This window comes from Clostridium sp. 10cd* (genome assembly GCF_044336395.1).
Lineage (GTDB): Bacteria > Bacillota_I > Bacilli_A > Erysipelotrichales > Erysipelotrichaceae > Clostridium_AQ > Clostridium_AQ innocuum.
Window position 1 is genome coordinate 2,641,576 of record NZ_CP172347.1, and the last position, 17,400, is coordinate 2,658,975.

20 protein-coding genes are annotated in these 17,400 nt (G+C 46.2%); 2 read left to right on the forward strand and 18 right to left on the reverse strand.

All coding sequences use genetic code 11. The annotated features are described in order from the left end of the window. Positions 1 to 140: 140 nt before the first annotated feature. The 9 genes from rbfA to ACG3M1_RS13170 form a co-directional block, all read right to left on the reverse strand. The gene (gene rbfA, locus ACG3M1_RS13130; RefSeq protein ID WP_002609208.1) at positions 141 to 479 is read right to left on the reverse strand and encodes a 30S ribosome-binding factor RbfA; all 339 of its coding nucleotides are present in this window, start codon (positions 477 to 479) and stop codon (positions 141 to 143) included. A 15-nt stretch (positions 480 to 494) separates the two neighbouring features. Further along, entirely contained in the window at positions 495 to 2,360 is a 1,866-nt protein-coding gene (gene infB, locus ACG3M1_RS13135; protein ID WP_002609209.1) for a translation initiation factor IF-2, read from the reverse strand. A gap of 8 nt (positions 2,361 to 2,368) precedes the next feature. Continuing rightward, complete coding sequence (locus ACG3M1_RS13140) at positions 2,369 to 2,662, reverse strand: L7Ae/L30e/S12e/Gadd45 family ribosomal protein (protein ID WP_002609210.1); 294 nt, start codon at positions 2,660 to 2,662, stop codon at positions 2,369 to 2,371. Continuing rightward, complete coding sequence (gene rnpM / locus ACG3M1_RS13145; protein ID WP_002609211.1) at positions 2,659 to 2,916, reverse strand: RNase P modulator RnpM; 258 nt, start codon at positions 2,914 to 2,916, stop codon at positions 2,659 to 2,661. Before rnpM ends, ACG3M1_RS13140 begins: the two co-directional genes overlap by 4 nt. A 22-nt stretch (positions 2,917 to 2,938) precedes the next feature. After that, entirely contained in the window at positions 2,939 to 4,639 is a 1,701-nt protein-coding gene (gene nusA, locus ACG3M1_RS13150; RefSeq protein ID WP_054344337.1) for a transcription termination factor NusA, read from the reverse strand. 18 nt (positions 4,640 to 4,657) lie between these two features. Next, positions 4,658 to 5,125 (reverse strand): ribosome maturation factor RimP, encoded by a 468-nt coding sequence (rimP, locus tag ACG3M1_RS13155; RefSeq protein ID WP_044947953.1) that lies wholly within the window; start codon positions 5,123 to 5,125, stop codon positions 4,658 to 4,660. Between the two features lie 143 nt (positions 5,126 to 5,268). Continuing rightward, positions 5,269 to 5,439, reverse strand: a complete 171-nt coding sequence (rpmF, locus tag ACG3M1_RS13160; protein WP_002609214.1) for a 50S ribosomal protein L32 — start codon at positions 5,437 to 5,439, stop codon at positions 5,269 to 5,271. Positions 5,440 to 5,454: 15 nt separating this feature from the next. Then, the gene (locus tag ACG3M1_RS13165; RefSeq protein WP_021420759.1) at positions 5,455 to 5,949 is read right to left on the reverse strand and encodes a YceD family protein; all 495 of its coding nucleotides are present in this window, start codon (positions 5,947 to 5,949) and stop codon (positions 5,455 to 5,457) included. Between the two features lie 169 nt (positions 5,950 to 6,118). After that, on the reverse strand, positions 6,119 to 7,057 hold the full coding sequence (locus ACG3M1_RS13170) for an alpha/beta fold hydrolase (RefSeq protein ID WP_008817154.1): 939 nt from the start codon (positions 7,055 to 7,057) through the stop codon (positions 6,119 to 6,121). A 161-nt stretch (positions 7,058 to 7,218) separates the two neighbouring features. Here ACG3M1_RS13170 and ACG3M1_RS13175 point away from each other — a divergent pair, with 161 nt between their 5' ends. Both ACG3M1_RS13175 and ACG3M1_RS13180 read left to right on the forward strand, forming a co-directional pair. After that, entirely contained in the window at positions 7,219 to 8,325 is a 1,107-nt protein-coding gene (locus ACG3M1_RS13175) for a nucleotidyltransferase family protein (protein ID WP_021420758.1), read from the forward strand. Then, complete coding sequence (locus ACG3M1_RS13180; protein ID WP_100933557.1) at positions 8,322 to 8,900, forward strand: YdcF family protein; 579 nt, start codon at positions 8,322 to 8,324, stop codon at positions 8,898 to 8,900. The genes ACG3M1_RS13175 and ACG3M1_RS13180 overlap by 4 nt, the downstream gene beginning before the upstream one ends. 225 nt (positions 8,901 to 9,125) lie before the next feature. Here ACG3M1_RS13180 and ACG3M1_RS13185 read toward each other — a convergent pair whose 3' ends face one another. From ACG3M1_RS13185 to ACG3M1_RS13225, 9 genes are all read right to left on the reverse strand, one after another. Beyond that, on the reverse strand, positions 9,126 to 9,617 hold the full coding sequence (locus tag ACG3M1_RS13185) for a nucleotidyltransferase domain-containing protein (protein ID WP_008817151.1): 492 nt from the start codon (positions 9,615 to 9,617) through the stop codon (positions 9,126 to 9,128). Positions 9,618 to 9,703: 86 nt separating this feature from the next. Next, positions 9,704 to 10,495 (reverse strand): EFR1 family ferrodoxin, encoded by a 792-nt coding sequence (locus ACG3M1_RS13190; protein WP_008817150.1) that lies wholly within the window; start codon positions 10,493 to 10,495, stop codon positions 9,704 to 9,706. A gap of 73 nt (positions 10,496 to 10,568) precedes the next feature. After that, entirely contained in the window at positions 10,569 to 11,042 is a 474-nt protein-coding gene (locus tag ACG3M1_RS13195; protein WP_008817149.1) for a GNAT family N-acetyltransferase, read from the reverse strand. A 447-nt stretch (positions 11,043 to 11,489) separates the two neighbouring features. Further along, positions 11,490 to 11,918, reverse strand: a complete 429-nt coding sequence (locus tag ACG3M1_RS13200) for a hypothetical protein (protein WP_009270369.1) — start codon at positions 11,916 to 11,918, stop codon at positions 11,490 to 11,492. Positions 11,919 to 11,953: 35 nt separating this feature from the next. Then, entirely contained in the window at positions 11,954 to 12,325 is a 372-nt protein-coding gene (locus tag ACG3M1_RS13205) for a hypothetical protein (protein WP_227761412.1), read from the reverse strand. 62 nt (positions 12,326 to 12,387) lie between these two features. Further along, positions 12,388 to 12,888: a GNAT family N-acetyltransferase gene (locus ACG3M1_RS13210; RefSeq protein ID WP_008817145.1), complete on the reverse strand. Its 501-nt coding sequence runs from the start codon at positions 12,886 to 12,888 to the stop codon at positions 12,388 to 12,390. 40 nt (positions 12,889 to 12,928) lie between these two features. Next, positions 12,929 to 15,130: a RelA/SpoT family protein gene (locus ACG3M1_RS13215; protein WP_009587392.1), complete on the reverse strand. Its 2,202-nt coding sequence runs from the start codon at positions 15,128 to 15,130 to the stop codon at positions 12,929 to 12,931. 46 nt (positions 15,131 to 15,176) lie between these two features. Continuing rightward, positions 15,177 to 15,692, reverse strand: a complete 516-nt coding sequence (locus tag ACG3M1_RS13220) for an adenine phosphoribosyltransferase (RefSeq protein WP_008817144.1) — start codon at positions 15,690 to 15,692, stop codon at positions 15,177 to 15,179. 61 nt (positions 15,693 to 15,753) lie between these two features. After that, on the reverse strand, positions 15,754 to 17,361 hold the full coding sequence (locus ACG3M1_RS13225) for a single-stranded-DNA-specific exonuclease RecJ (protein ID WP_002609227.1): 1,608 nt from the start codon (positions 17,359 to 17,361) through the stop codon (positions 15,754 to 15,756). Positions 17,362 to 17,400 lie beyond the last annotated feature (39 nt).

Below are 17,400 nucleotides of genomic sequence, written 5' to 3' on the forward strand. Positions count from 1 at the left end.
TCATCCCTCTATGCAGGAGTGTGATGCGGCATAAAAAATGGGCAAAGCACCCTACAGGCAGCTTCCTGTATACAGTCAGTGGCAGCTGCACAAAAAAAACGAAGCCGCAGGAGTTTTGATCCTTGCGGCTTCGTTTTCATTTACTTATTGATTTCACTGATGATGCGCTCGATTTTATTTCCGCGTTCCAAAGAGTCATCCAGCTTGAAAATCAGCTCCGGTACCTTACGGATCGTCATCCGCTTGGCAAGCTCGCTGCGCAGGTAGCCCCTGCTGCGATCCAGTGCCTTCATACCGGCTTCCTCTCTTGGCTTCTGCCCCAGGAAAGAAACATAAATCTTCGCAATGGATAAATCATTGGTCACCGTAACATCGGTAATCGTAATAAATCCGATTTTGGGATCCTTGAGAGAAAACTGGATAATCTCCGAAATTTCCTTCTGAATAATTCCCGCTATTTTTTCAGCCTTTAATGTCATGTTATCACCTTATGTTTATTCTGGCTCAACCTGCTGATCTTCATACGCCTCAATAACATCATCCACCTTGATATCGTTGAAGTTCTCGATTGTCAGACCGCATTCGTAGCCGCTGGTTACTTCCTTGGCATCATTCTGGAAACGTTTCAGTGATCCCAGCTTGCCGGTGTAGATAACCACGCCCTCACGAATCAGACGAACACCGCATTCCTTGCGCAGACAGCCATCGGTGACCATACACCCGGCAATCGTTCCCACTTTGGAGACCTTGTAAATCTGACGCACCTCAGCCTGTCCGATGACAACCTCTTCATAAACAGGAGCCAGCATACCTTTCATGGCATTTTCCATTTCTTCCAATGCCTTATAAATAATATTGTGCAGACGGATTTCAATTCCTTCCTCTTCTGCTTTTTTACGTACCAGCGCGTTAGGACGTACGTTGAAGCCGTAAATTACGGCATGGGATGCACTTGCCAGCAGAATATCGGATTCTGTTATTGCCCCCGCCTGAGAACGAATGACATTGACACGTACGCCCTGTACGTCGATTTTTTCCATGCTTGCACGAACTGCTTCCGCACTACCCTGTACATCGGCCTTGATAATCAGGTTGACCTCCTGTACTTCTCCTTCTTCAATCTGACGAGCCAGATCATCCAAAGACATCGCAGCGCCTGTCGCATTCCGTTCGGAAGCGATTTTGTTGTTCAGACGCGTTTCCGCAATCTGACGGGCTTTCTTTTCATGATCGAATGCCTTGAAGATATCTCCGGCAATCGGCACATCATTCAAACCGATAATTTCCACCGGTGTGGAAGGCAGAGCCTTCTTGATTTCACGACCGTGATCATCCGTCATCTTTCGCACCTTACCAAAGGCCGTACCAACAACGACTGCATCCCCGGTATGCAGGGTACCACCCTGTACGAGCAGCGTGGTAACAGGACCGCGCCCCTTATCCAGCTTCGCCTCGATAACCGTTCCGGTTGCCAGCTTGTTTGGATTGGCACGGAAATTGTATACCTCGGATACGACCAGAATGGTTTCCAGCAGATCACTGACACCGGTTCCGAATTTTGCAGAGATATCCGCGTAAATCGTATCTCCGCCCCATTCTTCCGGCATCAGACCAAGCTCACTCATTTCGGAAACAATGCGTTCACGGTTCGCACCGGCCTTGTCAATTTTGTTGACTGCAACGATAACCGGTACACCTGCAGCCTTGGCATGGTCAACGGCCTCCTTGGTCTGCGGCATGACACCGTCATCGGCAGCGACAACGATAATAACCAGATCGGTAACCTTGGCACCCCGGGCACGCATAGCGGTAAAGGCCTCATGTCCCGGTGTATCCAGGAAGGTAACCCGCTTTCCTTTTACATTTACCTGATAGGCACCGATATGCTGGGTAATACCACCAAACTCGCCTTCTGTAACATGTGTCTTACGGATGGTATCCAGTAGCGTTGTTTTACCATGATCAACATGTCCCATGATGGTAACGACCGGAGGACGATTTTCCAGAAGAGCTTCATCCTCTGCCTCTTCCATCTGTTCCTCAAAATCACTTTCTTCTATAATAATTTCCTTGTGCACATCTACATTCCATTCCATGCAGACAAGCTCAATTGTCTCATCGTCCAGCGTGGAGTTGATGGTAACCATTGTTCCCATCATGAACAGCAGCTTGATAACCTCACTCGCATTGCGGTTCAGCTTTTCTGCCAGCTCTCCTACACTCAGTGGTCCGTTGTATGTGATTTCCTTTACTTCTACACGTTCCTTCTTTGGTGTAAAATTCGTGTTTGTGTTTCTTGATCGGTTGTTGTTATTCCCCTTCCGATTGTTATTTCCTCTTCTATGCTGTTGTCTTGCCATATAATCACCTAGCCTTTCAAGCAAGCTGCAATCTTCTCTGCAAATCCCTTGTCAAGAATTGCGATTGCTTTTCTGTTGCGATCGCCGATCGCCATATTCATCAATGCTCCATCCATGTAAACACAGGGAACCTTGTAAAAGCTGCATTTATCGTTCAGCTTCTTTTTCGCATTGTCACCGATATCCTCTGCCAGAATCAGCAAATGGACATGACGGGCACGAAGCTGCGTGTAGACGATTTCTCCGGTAGCCGTTTTTCTTGCACGTGCCGCCAGTCCCAGTATGCCCGTCACATCCTTCATTTGCTAAACATCTCCTTCAGCTTATCGTAGATTTCCTCAGGTATTTCACATTCCAGAGAACGTACCAGTGATTTTCTCTTCATCGCAGCCTCCAGCGCCTCTACACTGCGTTTCAGATAAGCTCCGCGGCCGTTGCGTTTTCCGGTTTCATCAATTTCAATTGTTCCCTCCGGTGTACGGACAATACGGATCAGCTCTTTTTTCGGAAGACTTTCATTGGTAGCCACACATTTACGCATCGGTATTTTCTTCATGTCGCATCTACCTCCTTACATCTTATTCTTCGTAATATTTATCGTATTCATCGAAGTCGATTTCATCATGTATCCAGTCGCTCTCTTCAATCTCACGCTCTTCACGTTCGATTTCCGCAAGCTCCTCCTCAGAATAGATCGGCTTCATTTCATAATCCTTCTTGTTCAGGTCAAAGGTTGGCTTACGGCGCTCCTCTTTTTCCTCGTATTTGTCGTATTTCTTATAGCGTGGTTTTGCAGCGGCCTTATCATCCTGCTTCGCTGATGCATCTGCCAGTGTCTCGAATTTGGAACGGTATTCCTGTTTTTCCTTCAGGTTCAGACCCTCCTGCTTCTGCTTTTCTCTGGCAATGCGGGCAGCCTTTTCCAGGTCGGTTTCTTCCTGCGGCTGTGCTTCCTCAACCACCTCTTCAACAGGGGCAGACACACTTGCTTCCTCAACAGCCGGTAACGCTGTGGCTTCCACAGGTTCACTGCTTTCTTCCACAACCGGTTCACTGACAGCCTCTTCCGTTACAGCCTCCTGGAAGCTTACGCCTGCATCATCCAGACTGAGTGCATCCTGCGGCTGTGCGTTTTCTTCAAAGCGCTCCATCTGTGCAGCAAGCTTGGCCTCCTGCTGACGTGCCAGGAATTCCTCGCGCTGCTTCATTGCGATTTCCTTCCAGTTGATTCCTGCTGCGTCCACATCGGTTTCCGCCTTGATATCGATTTTGTTTCCGGTCAGCTTTACAGCCAGCCGTGCGTTCTTTCCACGCTTACCGATAGCCAGAGATAACTGATTATCCGGTACGACAACGAGCAGTCCGCCCTTGCGCTCCTCACTCGGGATAACCGCCAGAACCTCAGCCGGAGACAGTGCATTTTTAATCAGCTCCGTCACATCCTCGCTCCATTCAAAGATATCGATTTTCTCTCCGCCCAGCTCATCGATGATAACCTGTACGCGCTGTCCTCTTGGACCGATGCAGGCACCGATCGGATCGATGTTCTCATTGTGCGAATAGACTGCCATTTTCGTACGCTCTCCCGCTTCCCGCGCGATCGCCTTAATTTCAATAATACCCTGGAAGATTTCCGGAACCTCTTTTTCAAACAAACGCTTTACCAGTGTCGCATCCCCGCGGGATACCAGTACCTGTGCACCCTTGGTTTCCTTGTTTACCTCCGTGATTACCACACGGATCATTTCACCCTCACGGTAGCGCTCATTTGGAATCTGCTGATTTTTCGGCATCAGAGCAAGAGTCTTACCGATATTGACAACACAGAATTTCTCCTCGACAGATTCAATCGTCCCCATGACCATTTCCTCCACCTTATCGCAGTATTCCTCATACACCACAAGCTTTTCTGCCTCGCGGATTTTCTGCTTCATGACATTCTTTGCCAGAATAACAGCTGCGCGTCCCAGATCGGCTATACTGACTTCCTCTTCCACAACACCGCCGAGCTCCAGCTCCTGATTGACACGCTTTGCGTCCTCCAAGGAGATTTCCAGCTCGTCATCCTCTACGTTTTCAACGATCAGACGCTGCTGATAGACCTTGATATCACCGGATTTTTCGTTGACATCCACGCGTACCAGCGCATCCGGTATTTCAATATGCTTACGAAATGCCTTTGCCAAAGCTTCCTGCAGGGCTTCTACAACGACTTCCTTGGAAAGCTTTCTATCGGTTTCGATGGCCTGCATCGCAGCCATAAAATCTTTTAATTTCATTTTTTATTCGCATCCTTTCTAAATTTTCACAGACAGACGGATCAGTGCGATGTTATCCATCTCGATTTCCGCCTTCTTCTTCACGGCCTTTGCCATGTAATCCAGATATACCGTATTGTTTTCAAACGCTGTCAGGGTTCCTTTTACATCATCCATGCCAGCCTTTGGATTCTTTAGCTTCACATATACAAATTCGCCGATGGCATCCTTGATCTGTTCTTCATTTTTCAATTCCCGCTCTGCGCCGGGAGAACAGACCTCCAGAAAATATTCACTGGCAATCATATCCAATTCATCCAGCATCGCGCTGATTTTTTCAGACTGTGCAGCACAGGTATCAATATCCATACTGCCGTCCTTATGCATAATCGACACCTGCAGAATGCGCATACTGCCTTCGGTATGCCAGGCAACATCATACAGCTCGATACCGTCTTCTGCCACAAGCGGAGTGATCAGTTCTTTCAGTTTTTGTATTTGATCCATAACATTCTCCTTTACAAACATAATGAAGGAGTGGGCTTGACCCACTCCGGTTGAAGTATCTGTACATAATATACCACGAAACAGGTCAAACATCAACCTTTTTTCCAAAAGGCAGAAAAAAAGCCGCATGTACGGCCTTTACTCTATTTTTCTACGATGGTTTTTCCGTTGTATTCACCACAAGAACACATTTTGTGCGGCACCTTGTACTCACCGCAAGCCGGACATTTTACTAATGTCGGTGCAGCTAATTTATAATGAGTTCTACGTTTTGCTTTTCTTGTTTTTGAATTACGTCTCTGTTGAACAGCCATGTTAGCACCTCCTACTTAATCTTCCAATTTGAATTCTTTCAACTTTGCTAAACGAGGATCGATTTCTTTGCTTTTTTCTTTTATGTAATCTTCCTCTTTGACAACTTCCCAACCGTCACCTTTAGGATACTGTGTCAGTCCTTCCTTCACAATTTTCAGGGGAACCTCCATCACTATCAATTGAAAGATCACCGGCAATAACTCTACGACATCACCTTTAACTTCGTGTACATCTTCGTCATCTGTCTTTTCGAAGGAGAACACTTCTAAAGATTTTGTATGGAAATCATATTCTACATCCTCAAGGGTTATAGAACACGGTACTATCATCACGCCTTCAATATCCAGATCCGCAAATACGCGTTCACTGGAAGCCTCGTAATGAACATTCCCTGATACCGTAACATCCTGCAATCCTCTGATCTGATGCATCTTAGAAAATACCTCGGGCTCAAATCGGATCATTTCGTCAAATTCGATCGTTGCATCCTTCGCCTGCAGCAGTTCCATTCTGGACCATTTCAAAAGAATCACCTCGTTGTCTGACCTATCCTATTATAAGGAAAATCTGCGACAAAGTCAACACCATCTTCTCTTCCATAGGCTAGCTTATATATTAAACCACAAAACAGGAGGAATGAAAAGTATTTTTTTCATTTTTCTTTTCATTTCCGGGATTTTACGTATTTTTTTCTTCCACCTTTAAAAGAAATGCAGAAACATCCTCATATACAAGCAGATGATCCGGTTCATTCAGTATTTCATGACGCATGCCGTCAAACAGTCTGGCACTGACATCGCTGTAGCCGACTTCACGCAGAAGTCCGGCTGCCTCCTGAAACTTCCCGCGACGGATGATACAGGGATCCTCACTGCCTGCGATAAAGCGAATCGGCAGTGTCCTGTTGCGCAGCGTCCAGTTTTTGCGTTCATAGACATCCTGCATCAGGGAAAAGAGGTTTTCAAATCCGTTGAGGGTAAAGGTATACCCGCAAAGCGGATCGTGGTCATAGGCACGCACAACCTCCATGTCCGAGCACAGCCATACATTGTCGCTGCCCTCCTCTGCAAAGCCATCACAATGATTACCGAATGCCATCTTCTGTATAAGCGGGCTGCGATAGTGTGCACCCTTCATGCACTTCATAAGCTTGCACAGCAGCTTTCCGGCACCGGCAGCCGGATTTTTGCTGGGACTGCCGCAGACAATCAGTGCATCAATGGTATCATCGTAGCGTTTCAGATAGGCTCGTACCGCCAGTGAGCCCATGCTGTGTCCAAACATATAAATCTTCAAGGACGGATACTCCCTGTGCAGCTGCGCATTCAGCTGCCGGATATCTTCTATCAGTGCCGCAGCTTTCGTTGTGCCCATATAGCCCAGATCATCTTCCCTGCGAATACTTTTGCCATGACCGCGATGATCATGCAGCACACACAGATATCCCAGCTCTCCAAGATACTGCATAAAGTCCATATACCGCTCCTTGTGCTCCGCCATGCCGTGTACCAGCTGGATGATTGCCCGGGGCCTGCCTGCAGGCGTGCAGCGCAGCACGGATATCTCTAAAGCATCCGCATCGCTGATAAAGCTGTATTCCTGTAATGTTGTCGTCATTGTGCTCACTTCCTTATACCTGCATTGTATCATACTTGTGTCAATTTCAACAGCATTGCCCGCAGCATTTTGACAAAGCCGTAAATGTGTCAAAAGCAGAAGCTGGCAGTAGTCATACAACAATCGCTATGGTATACTGAAAGACAGCAGGAGGTGATACCATGCGAAGCTGTGGAATTGTAACAGAATACAATCCGTTTCATAACGGACATCGCTATCATATCGAGCAGGCACGCAGAGTTTCCGGCTGTGATGCCCTGCTTGCGGTCATGTCCGGAAATTTCGTACAGCGGGGTGAATGCGCCATCGTTGATAAATGGACACGTGCAAAGGCGGCGATCCAGGCGGGATGCGATCTGGTGATTGAGCTTCCCTACCCCTATGTTGTGCAGCGTTCGGACATCTTCGCAAGGCAGGCAGTGGCGCTGCTACAGCTGGCCGGCATCGATACGCTGGTCTTCGGCAGTGAAACAACGGACATGCAGCAGCTTCACCGGCTGGCGGATACCTCTTACGAGCACTATCAGAAGCAGAGAAAAAACGGTATTTCTATGGCTAAGACGCTGGAAATGGTGCATGGACGTGTTGCCAGTAATGATATTCTAGGAATGGCGTATCTTCGTGCACTGAAGGACAGCGCAATTCAGCCTATCGCCATACAGCGCACCAACGGTTACCATGATGAGGACATTCAGCATGCCATCAGCTCTGCGACTGCCATACGCAGAGCCGTTAAGGAGAAAAAGCCGATCAGCCATACAACACCCATGGCAGAGGATTTGCAGGAAGGGGTTTTTATGGAGGACTATTATCCTTATTTGCAGACGCTGCTGCTGTGCACACCGGCAGAGGAATTGAAGAAGCGCTTTCTGGTGGATGAGGGTATGGAGCATATGCTGCAAGGCAATGCCCGCAAACACATGGACTACGGTTCCTTTCTACAGGCATGCATCACACAGCGTTATCCACGCAGCAGTATCCAGCGAAGTCTTACCCATATTCTGACCCATACGGATAAGCAGGAAATCGACAGCCTTCCCCCCTGTACCTTTCTGCGGATTCTGGCATTCAATGATACCGGAAGGGCGTATTTGCGTGAGCTGAAGCAAAAGGAAATCGCGATCGCTTCCGCCTTTCATCAGATTCCAAAGGAGCATCGGGAAATTTTTCTGCGGACAACTGCCGCATACGCCTGTGCCTTCCCGTTATCCAAACGAAAGGAAGTCATGGACAGCGAGCTGCGCAGTCCCATGTACATCACATCATGACAGGTCTGCTTACACTTGTGCTGCTTGTGGTTGCAGCAAATCTTATTCTGTATCATTATTTTCCTACCCCGCCAAAGCCGCAGAGTGATCGAGTATACGACGTGGCGATTGTCCTTGGCAGTCCGGCAGAGGAGGACGGCAGTCTGTCCCGTGTGCAGAAAACACGGATGGATGCGGCAATTACATTGTATAAAGAAAAGCGGGTCCGCTGTATTCTGATCAGTGGCGGCAGTGTGCGAAACACTTACACGGAAGCGGATATCATGGCGGCATATGCAATCAGATGCAGCATTCCAAGCGCAGCGCTTCTTCTGGAACGTCAGGCGAAAAACACCTATGAGAATCTGCTGTATGCAAAAACACTATGTGATGCACATGCATGGAAGCACGTCATTGTTGTGACCAGCTGCTTTCATGTGCGCAGAGCCAGCTATATGGTACGGAAATTCTTTGATGACTATGTGATGCAGAAAACCGCAGAAAAGGAAAAATGCAGGCATTATATAACTGAATACTTCCGCATGTGGAACAGTCTTCGCTGTGAGTTGATGCTGTATAGAAAAAGGAAGCGCTGAATTTTTTCGGTTATCAGGATTACAGACAGGTGTTATCTTCCTGGCAATGCCCGCTTTTCATTCATAGTGAAAAGACCCCTCAGATGACAAGAGGGGGTTTTTCTTCTGTTTGTGTCATAATAGAAGCATCATGTGTTTCCGGAATATACAATATCAAAAGGATTTACCGTATGATGACTTCAAAGCCTTACTCATCATACAAAATGCAATTTGCGGTGCGATACCCTATTCCGTCATGCGTTCAAGAATCAAAATATCATGCCTGTCCTTATCTCTTAATTCATAGCCTGAATGAAAGAGCTTTTGTCCCTTTACAGATATACAGGGAATTGTTCTACCTTCAAAAACAGAGCTGCCAAAAAGGTCTTTATCAAACTGATACCAGTCCCCCTCCAATGATGCCTGCTTTGCGGTACCATCCTCATGCAAAACGAATGGGTGTATATCCAAATATCCGTATTTTTCACTATACAGCTCCATTCTTACAGGTTTCCAATCCGTATCTATTTCATATCCGTATTCAAAAAGTATATGCAACAGTTTTTCTGTATATCGGGAATCAAAATTAATATCAATATCTCTATGATCTCTTGTTTGCTTTCCAGCCAGTATATCAACACCCCAGCCGCCGTCAATCCAATATGTTATTTCTGCATTTTCCAATATATCGATAACCGTCATGATATCTTCTTTTGTTGTGACTTCTTTTCTGCTCATACAGTCTCCTTCCTTCTGCTAGCGATAACGACTATCTCATCATGGAAAGAACTTATCCAATGTCTGTAATCTTTATACGCTTTCATTTATTTTCTATCACCACTACTCCAATTCCATCCATCGTTCAGTGTTTTTAATAGAGGACGCTTTTTGGTCAATGACAGTGCCTTTTTAGGGCAATGGTGAATGCACCTATAACAATGTATGCATTTTTCATTATCAAACAACGGGTATCCCTCATCGTCCTTACAGATACATTGCACAGGGCAGTGTATTCTGCATTTCCCGCATAAAACGCAATGCTGTTTATGAGTGTATATTGGAGGAGAAAACCGCTGTCCGAAAAATTTATTGGGGTAGTTCAATATACTATATATTTTAAAACGCGGAATATCAGCAACTACCGGATCGTTACAACGCCTGATAAAAACGCTGACATCATTCTCCACTTTTTTGTCTAATCGTTTTTCATGGCGTGACCATATACGCATAGCGGGTGCAAGTAAAATCCCATCCGTAGCAGCACAGCGATAACTTCTACTTAGAATCGTAATCATGTTTTTCTTCTCACACAGTTTTGCGAATATCCTTAACGTGTTTGCCGAATATAATCCACAGGTTGTAAAAAGGAAAGCCGGAATAGAGTTTTCAAGTTGCTCCATCTGTTTGATAAAGGTAAGTATGGGGTATGCAGGAGCAGCGTGAATAGTGGGAAAACCTATCACCAGACTATCATAATCAGCTATGGTTATATCCGTTGACAAATCTTCGATAGAAACTAGAGTAGCTTCATGCGAGCCTTGCAATTCATGGAATATTTTTGTAGCAACCATTTTTGTGTTACCTACACCGGAATAATAAAGAATCAATATGTTCACAGCCACACCTCTTTCGCTATATAGTAGTCTATTCCCCCATCTGAATAAGATAAATGAATTTTGAAAAATTTGATTACTTCAAATTGCAAACCATAATATATTCTTCTTCATTCTTATCCACAATTTCAAAACCAACCTGTTGATACATTCTGACTGCATAGTTTGCTTGCTGAACAGCAAGAGAAGCCTTTCTATACCCTTTCTCCTGTAAAACTACAAGCATTTGTCTCATCATCTCTGTTCCGATTCCAAGACCTCGATATTCCTTGTATAGGGAAATCGCAAAAGAAGGAGTCCGATCATCAATATGTCCGTAATCATTCATTATGCGAGTCCAGACTGCACCAACAACTTTTCCATCAATTTCTGCAACGAAAGCATTATCATCTTCTTTGCCAAACTCACTGATGTACAGCTGCAATTCAGGTTGCTTTATAATATCTCTCGATGGCGAATCCACACCCTCTGGAATGAATATTGCTTCATATAAAAAATCTTCCAGTATCTTATACTCATTTGAGCTTAATTCTCTGATCGTATACTTCATTTCTTAACCTCTTTATGAATTCCTGTTTTTCTCACTTCTTCACTGAATTCATCAATCAATTTCATATTTAGAAGTGGGTATACATTGCCTTGTTCATCACACCAGTCCTTTTCCATATTTTACATCCCATATATTCATAAACCCTTTTGCAAGAGGGTTTTGTTCATTTACTCCAGATCATTCACTGAAATATTTATCTATTGCGTATGTAAGCAATTCTCTGCCCAAGCCTTTCCCTTATCCGGGACCTGATTTTCGTTTTCTTCAATAACGGACAAGGTATCTTTTATGCCTGTTGCACATATTTTTTCATACACACTTTTCTTCCTCTGTTATGAAGAAATGCTGCTCTGTCAATGTTGAATCCCTATCTGATGCTTTGATAATTTTCGTGTTTTTCATCTCTGCAACTTATAATTCTGCTAGATAAGCTGAACTAGTCACTCTTTAATATCCGTAAGTCATTAGTTTCCATTCCCCACCTTCACTCCGAGCTAACCACCAAGACCATGTATATTCCTCGTTAGGTTCCCAAGCCCCGCCACCTTTTTTCGGAGAGCGAAAGCTGCTATCAAACATAATACATTGTGTAAAAATCTGCTTATTATCATTAGCTCTCTCTAAATCGTTCATCCATGCAATATTTTCTTCATCCCTACAAACATCATCGGATGAATATGAAAGAGTATACAGCTCACATCCCTCAAACGATTTGAAGGTTTCTTTTATAGTATCTATTGCAGAATCCATATCTTCTTTTGTGTAGATTGCAGATGTTCCATAATCAATCTTTACATTTGTTGTCACAGCGTTTTTGCATCCGACTAATGTTACGATCAGCATACAGCAAACTACCATCTCTATCACTTTCTTCATGAGTTTCCCTCCGCAAATTCTAATAACACTGTTTTTTACAGCGCAGTAGCCCAAAAGCAAATTGCTGAAATCAGCGAAAGCGGTGTCATAACAACTTTTTCTTTCTTACTTTTTGAAATACAATTCATAACGGTATTTAACGAAAGATATGCCGCCATAATAACACAAATTATTTTTGTTATATTCCGGGAAAACCATAAAGGAACGATCCCTCCCATTTGCAAAATTATGATTACAAAAAACATTTGCAGTACTAACTGAAGCACTAACACGATTCTGAGCTTTTTCGGAAAAACCTTATATCGTCCTCCCATTGTTAATTCGCCCAATGGCAGTCCACATATCAAAAGAACAGATAAGATAATTACCACAGAAAACGTACTTGCACCTATTATAGCTATCATCATAGTCTCCTCTTCAAATTCAAATTCAGCAATCACACCAGCTGCTATGATACCGGCATAGAAAGCTATACGGCCTTTTCAAACGGATAGATATATAAAGCTGTAGTAAAGTCGGGATGAAATCGCCCTGTTTTGTACAGCTGAAATCCGTTTCGCTCATACATCCTTCGAAGCTTATCCTTATGCTCGCGCACATCCAGACGCACGTCGGGATAGCCTTCCCTGCGTCCCTTTTCAATAAAATATTGAATCATGGCATCCGCATAGCCGTTTCCGCTGTACGCGGGGTCCACACAGATTTTATGCAGATACAGTGATGTCCCCTTTTCCATGTCCGGCCAGTACAGGGCATCCTCATCCACGATGAACAAACCGCATACCACCTTCTCATTTACGGTTCCTACATAATAATCCGCAATTGAATACAGCTTGGAAAACGCCTCCCAGCTCACCTCATCCGGATTCCACTGATGGATGCCGTGCGCATCATTATAACGCACCCTTCTTCCATACATCGCCTCGATTGCCGGCTTGTCCGCTTCTCTTGCCTGTCGTATGTGCAGCATAGCCTCATCCTCCCTTTCAAAAAGACCTTCTAGGAAGGTCTTACTGTATCACTCGTTCGACGGACTTCACACTGTTCACCTTTTGCAGATTCGCCATCAGACTGCGCAGATGCTCGGAATTTTCTACGACCACCGTCATTTTCGTCGTCGCGGATATCCGGTCCTCCTCCACTGTGGAATCCACATGCTGCAGACCGGCCTTGCACTGAGACACGACCGTCACAATATCACTCAGCAGGAAATTGCGATCCGTGGATTTGACGATCAGCTTGACCTCATAGGTCTTCTGCTCGATATTCTCATCCCATTCCACCGGAATCAGCCGCTGCTTTTCGTTTATAATATTCGGGCAGTCGGCACGGTGTACCTTAACACCTGCCCCCTTGGTAATATAACCGATAATTTCATCCCCCGGAACCGGTGCACAGCATGCCGCAAGACTGATTTTCATCGACTCGATACCGGCAATGCGGATGCCGGTAGCGGACGGCTTCTTCTTGCGTTCCTGACGGTTAAACATCTTTGCCAGCTCTTCATTATCCAGCGGAACACTGGTCTTATGCTTCACCAGACGGTCGATAACCGATGGCAGCGACACCTGCTTCACACCGATTGCGTACATCAAATCCTGATAGGAATTAAAGCTTAGGGAGCCGGCAATGCTTTCCAGCTTTTTCTGCTCGGTATACGTATCCGCATCCAGATTCCGCCGTTTCAGCTCCTCGACAAGCAGCTCCTCACCCTTTTTGATATCCATGCTGCGGCGTTCGCTTTCCTGCTTCTGGAAAAAGGAACGGATTTTGTTTCTGGCGTGTGCCGATTTCACGACCTTGATCCAGTCTTCACTTGGACCCGGCGACTGCTTGGAGGTACGGATGTTGACAACATCCCCTGTTTTCAGCTTCGTATTCAACGGCATGAGAACACCGTTGATGGTCGCTCCTACGGTATGATGTCCGACCTCAGTATGCACGCGATAGGCAAAATCGATCGGAGTGGAGCCATTGGGCAGCGCAATCACCTTGCCCTTCGGTGTCATGACATACACATTTGCTTCAAAAATATCCTTCTGCAAGAGATTCATGTATTCCATGGCATCATCATTGACCTCATCGCTCATGACACTGAAATCCTTAAACCAGTGCAGCTGTTCCTCGATTTCCTTCTGATGCACCTCGCGTCCGCCATTGATGTTTTCCTTATAGCGCCAGTGCGCCGCAATACCCTGCTCTGCCACGGCATCCATCGCTTCGGTACGAATCTGCACCTCGAAGATATTGCCATCCTCCGCAACGATCGTCGTATGCAAGGACTGGTACATATTCACCTTCGGCATGGCGATATAGTCCTTGAAGCGTCCCGGAATCGGTCGGTACTTTGCATGGATATAGCCCAGTGTTTCATAGCAGGCAGTATCGGTATCCGTGATAATACGGATCGCCAGCAGGTCGAGAATTTCCTCAAACCGCTTGTTTTTCGTCATCATTTTCTTATAGATGCTGTACAAGTGCTTGCTTCTTCCAAAAATGCGATAGCCGATATGATGGGCATCCAGCAGAGAGCTGATATCGGCAATCATGCGCTGCACCTGCTCATCACGCTCTGTCTTGCGCTTTTCTACCAGCTTTGCAATCTCATAATATTTTTCCTTGTTCAAATACTGAAAGCACAGATCCTCCAGCTCGTTTTTGATATCACTAATACCGAGACGGTGTGCAATCGGCGCATAGACCTCCAGTGTTTCAGAAGCTATTTTCTTCTGCTTTTCCGGACGCATATACTGCAGTGTGCGCATATTGTGAAGGCGGTCTGCCAGCTTGATCAGTATAACTCTAACATCCTTTGCCATAGCAATAAATATCTTACGATGATTGCTGGCGAGATATTCTTTTTCATCCTTGAATTTCAGGGCACCGATTTTTGTGACCGACTCTACCAGAGAGGCGACTTCCTCTCCGAACATATCACTCATTTCCTGAATGGTAACGTCACAGTCCTCCACCACATCATGCAGAAAGCCTGCCGCAATCGTCTTTGGTCCTGTACGAAGCATCGTCAGTATGTAGCCGACCTGTATCGCATGAATAATATACGGCTCCCCGCTTTTGCGGTACTGCCCCGTATGATTTTTCTCAGCACACAGATATGCTCTCGTGATCAGATCGATATTTTCTTCTTTTTTGATATATTTTCTGACCTCAACCATCATTTCATCAAAGGTCACGACATTCTTACTTACCATAGTATCACCCGCATTCAAGAAAAGGGGAAGCTCCCCTTTGTTTTTATTATTCGTAAGACATTAAGGAAAATACATTAAAATCCTTTAAATGCTCCCGGCCCTTCAAGCCCGCAAGCTCAATCAGGAATGCACAGCCGGCAACCTCTCCGCCCAGCTCCTGTACGATTTGAATGGTCGCATCCACGGTACCGCCGGTAGCCAGAAGATCATCCACGATCAGCACCCGCTGTCCTTTTTTGATGCCGTCCCTGTGAACGTGCAGCTCATTGCTTCCGTATTCCAGATCATAGGATACGCTTACAGTTTCTCTTGGCAGCTTTCCCGGCTTGCGTACCGGTACAAATCCGATTCCCAGCTCATAGGCGACCGGACAGCCGAAGATAAAGCCGCGGGATTCCGGACCGACAATGACGTCGGCTTTCACGGATCTGGCAAAATCAATCACCTTATCACAGGCCTCCTTAAACGCCTTCCCATCCGCCATCAGCGGCGTTATATCACGAAACAAAACCCCTTCCTGAGGAAAATCAGGAATACTGGCAATATAATCTTTAAAATTCATGTGTGTAGCCTCCTAGCACTTATGCATGTATTATATCAAATTCTTTCTGAAAAAGCATTAGCTAATACGCCTCTGTTACAAAAATATTCACTTTTTTTCTTCCCATAAAGGAATTTATTCGAAGATTTCCAATAAAATTTACATTGTTTTTCTCATGCAGGCGTTCATATGCGTTGCCGCAGCGAAAATACATCGCTTCAAGGCTGTCACTCAGTATCCATTTCGCATGCTCCCGGTTGCCCAGCAACCGGCAGCCCTGCACGCTTGCTTCCTCCAGATAAAACAGCGGTTCTTCAAAGCCGCAGCCAAAAGGTCCCAGCACAGACAGGCTCTCCACCTCTGCCAGTGTAGCCTCCTGAACACGGATGGGAATCACGTCATAGCTTTTTTCCTGTTGGAAGTGAATCCCCTCCATGCGGGTATTGACATAGTCCTGCACGATTTGTTTATTCTCATAAGGAAAACCGATACCGGCAGCCGCCTTGTGACCGCCATAAGCGGAAAGCGAAGGCCGGCAGGCATCAAAAAAGGTCGTCAGATCCAGCAGATCCAGTGAGCGGATACTGCCCTTAAACATCTGCTCTCGCTGAGCGGCGACCATGACGGGAAGCTGCAGCTCCTCACTGAGCTTACCTGCCACAAGCCCGGCCATACCTTCATGAAAGGAGTCATGAAACAGCAGCTGAAACCGATATTCCGGGCGTACCAGCGTGCGTGCCACCTTGACCATGTCATCGCTCATCGTTTTCCGGCGATCATTCAGCTCCCGTATCTGCTTTGCCATATGCTGCAGCTGCTCCAGATTCGTACTCAGCAGATACCGCACGGTATTGTTGGCATTTGCAATATCCGCAAGCCGTCCCGTCGTATTCAGCTTTGGCACGATCTGAAAGGCGATCAGCGTTTCATCCCATTTCGGATAACGGTCATTGGCCAGCAGCTGAATCGGCTGACAGATGCCCTGACGGAGGTATTGCAGTCCGAGCTGCACAATTGCCCTTGTTTCCTGACGCAGCGGCATCACATCGGCAATGGCGGCAACACAGGCCAGCACCACATGCTCCTTTACCTCCCCCAGCAGTGCACGGGAAATCTCCAGCGCAACGCCGGCTCCGGACAATGTTTCAAAGCGTTCCCCCATCAGAAACGGATGCAGCAGATACAGACAGGGGAATTCCTCATCCATGGCATGATGATCCGTAACGATTACATCCACCCCTCTGTTTCTTGCCTCCGTGAGCGCATCCAGTGCCTTCACGCCGTTATCAACGGTGATCAGCAGGCTGTACCCCTTTTCATGTGCCAGCTCCACCGTATGCTTCTGCAGACCGTAGCCCTCTGCAAAGCGGTTCGGTATATAAAATCCGGCCTGTATGCCATAGCGGCGCAACGCATCCACAAGAATCGCTGTAGAGCAAATGCCGTCCGCATCATAATCTCCGCATACCATGACCCGCTCCTTATTCTGCTTCGCCTGATAGATGCGCTTTGCAACCTCCTGCATTCCGTTTGCCGTGAACGGGTCTGCCAGCTGCGGCTTCTGCAAAAGCTCAGCTATCTGTTCATCCTTTAACCCCCTGGAGGCCAGCACCTTAGCGCACAAGGCACTCACATGATGCATTTCCTGTATCTGTTGCGAGCGTTCGCTCTGTAATTTATGTATCTGCATATTTATCACCGTGAAATATCATACCACACTTTCTCCTCT

Coding starts and splice junctions, on each gene's coding strand:
- rbfA (WP_002609208.1), bottom strand. CDS start 479: ATGACATTAAAGGCTGAAAAAATAGCGGGAATTATTCAGAAGGAAATT.
- infB (WP_002609209.1), bottom strand. CDS start 2,360: ATGGCAAGACAACAGCATAGAAGAGGAAATAACAATCGGAAGGGGAAT.
- ACG3M1_RS13140 (WP_002609210.1), bottom strand. CDS start 2,662: ATGAAGGATGTGACGGGCATACTGGGACTGGCGGCACGTGCAAGAAAA.
- rnpM (WP_002609211.1), bottom strand. CDS start 2,916: ATGAAGAAAATACCGATGCGTAAATGTGTGGCTACCAATGAAAGTCTT.
- nusA (WP_054344337.1), bottom strand. CDS start 4,639: ATGAAATTAAAAGATTTTATGGCTGCGATGCAGGCCATCGAAACCGAT.
- rimP (WP_044947953.1), bottom strand. CDS start 5,125: ATGGATCAAATACAAAAACTGAAAGAACTGATCACTCCGCTTGTGGCA.
- rpmF (WP_002609214.1), bottom strand. CDS start 5,439: ATGGCTGTTCAACAGAGACGTAATTCAAAAACAAGAAAAGCAAAACGT.
- ACG3M1_RS13165 (WP_021420759.1), bottom strand. CDS start 5,949: ATGGAACTGCTGCAGGCGAAGGATGCAACGATCGAATTTGACGAAATG.
- ACG3M1_RS13170 (WP_008817154.1), bottom strand. CDS start 7,057: ATGACGACAACATTACAGGAATACAGCTTTATCAGCGATGCGGATGCT.
- ACG3M1_RS13175 (WP_021420758.1), top strand. CDS start 7,219: ATGCGAAGCTGTGGAATTGTAACAGAATACAATCCGTTTCATAACGGA.
- ACG3M1_RS13180 (WP_100933557.1), top strand. CDS start 8,322: ATGACAGGTCTGCTTACACTTGTGCTGCTTGTGGTTGCAGCAAATCTT.
- ACG3M1_RS13185 (WP_008817151.1), bottom strand. CDS start 9,617: ATGAGCAGAAAAGAAGTCACAACAAAAGAAGATATCATGACGGTTATC.
- ACG3M1_RS13195 (WP_008817149.1), bottom strand. CDS start 11,042: ATGAAGTATACGATCAGAGAATTAAGCTCAAATGAGTATAAGATACTG.
- ACG3M1_RS13200 (WP_009270369.1), bottom strand. CDS start 11,918: ATGAAGAAAGTGATAGAGATGGTAGTTTGCTGTATGCTGATCGTAACA.
- ACG3M1_RS13205 (WP_227761412.1), bottom strand. CDS start 12,325: ATGATGATAGCTATAATAGGTGCAAGTACGTTTTCTGTGGTAATTATC.
- ACG3M1_RS13210 (WP_008817145.1), bottom strand. CDS start 12,888: ATGCTGCACATACGACAGGCAAGAGAAGCGGACAAGCCGGCAATCGAG.
- ACG3M1_RS13215 (WP_009587392.1), bottom strand. CDS start 15,130: ATGGTAAGTAAGAATGTCGTGACCTTTGATGAAATGATGGTTGAGGTC.
- ACG3M1_RS13220 (WP_008817144.1), bottom strand. CDS start 15,692: ATGAATTTTAAAGATTATATTGCCAGTATTCCTGATTTTCCTCAGGAA.
- ACG3M1_RS13225 (WP_002609227.1), bottom strand. CDS start 17,361: ATGCAGATACATAAATTACAGAGCGAACGCTCGCAACAGATACAGGAA.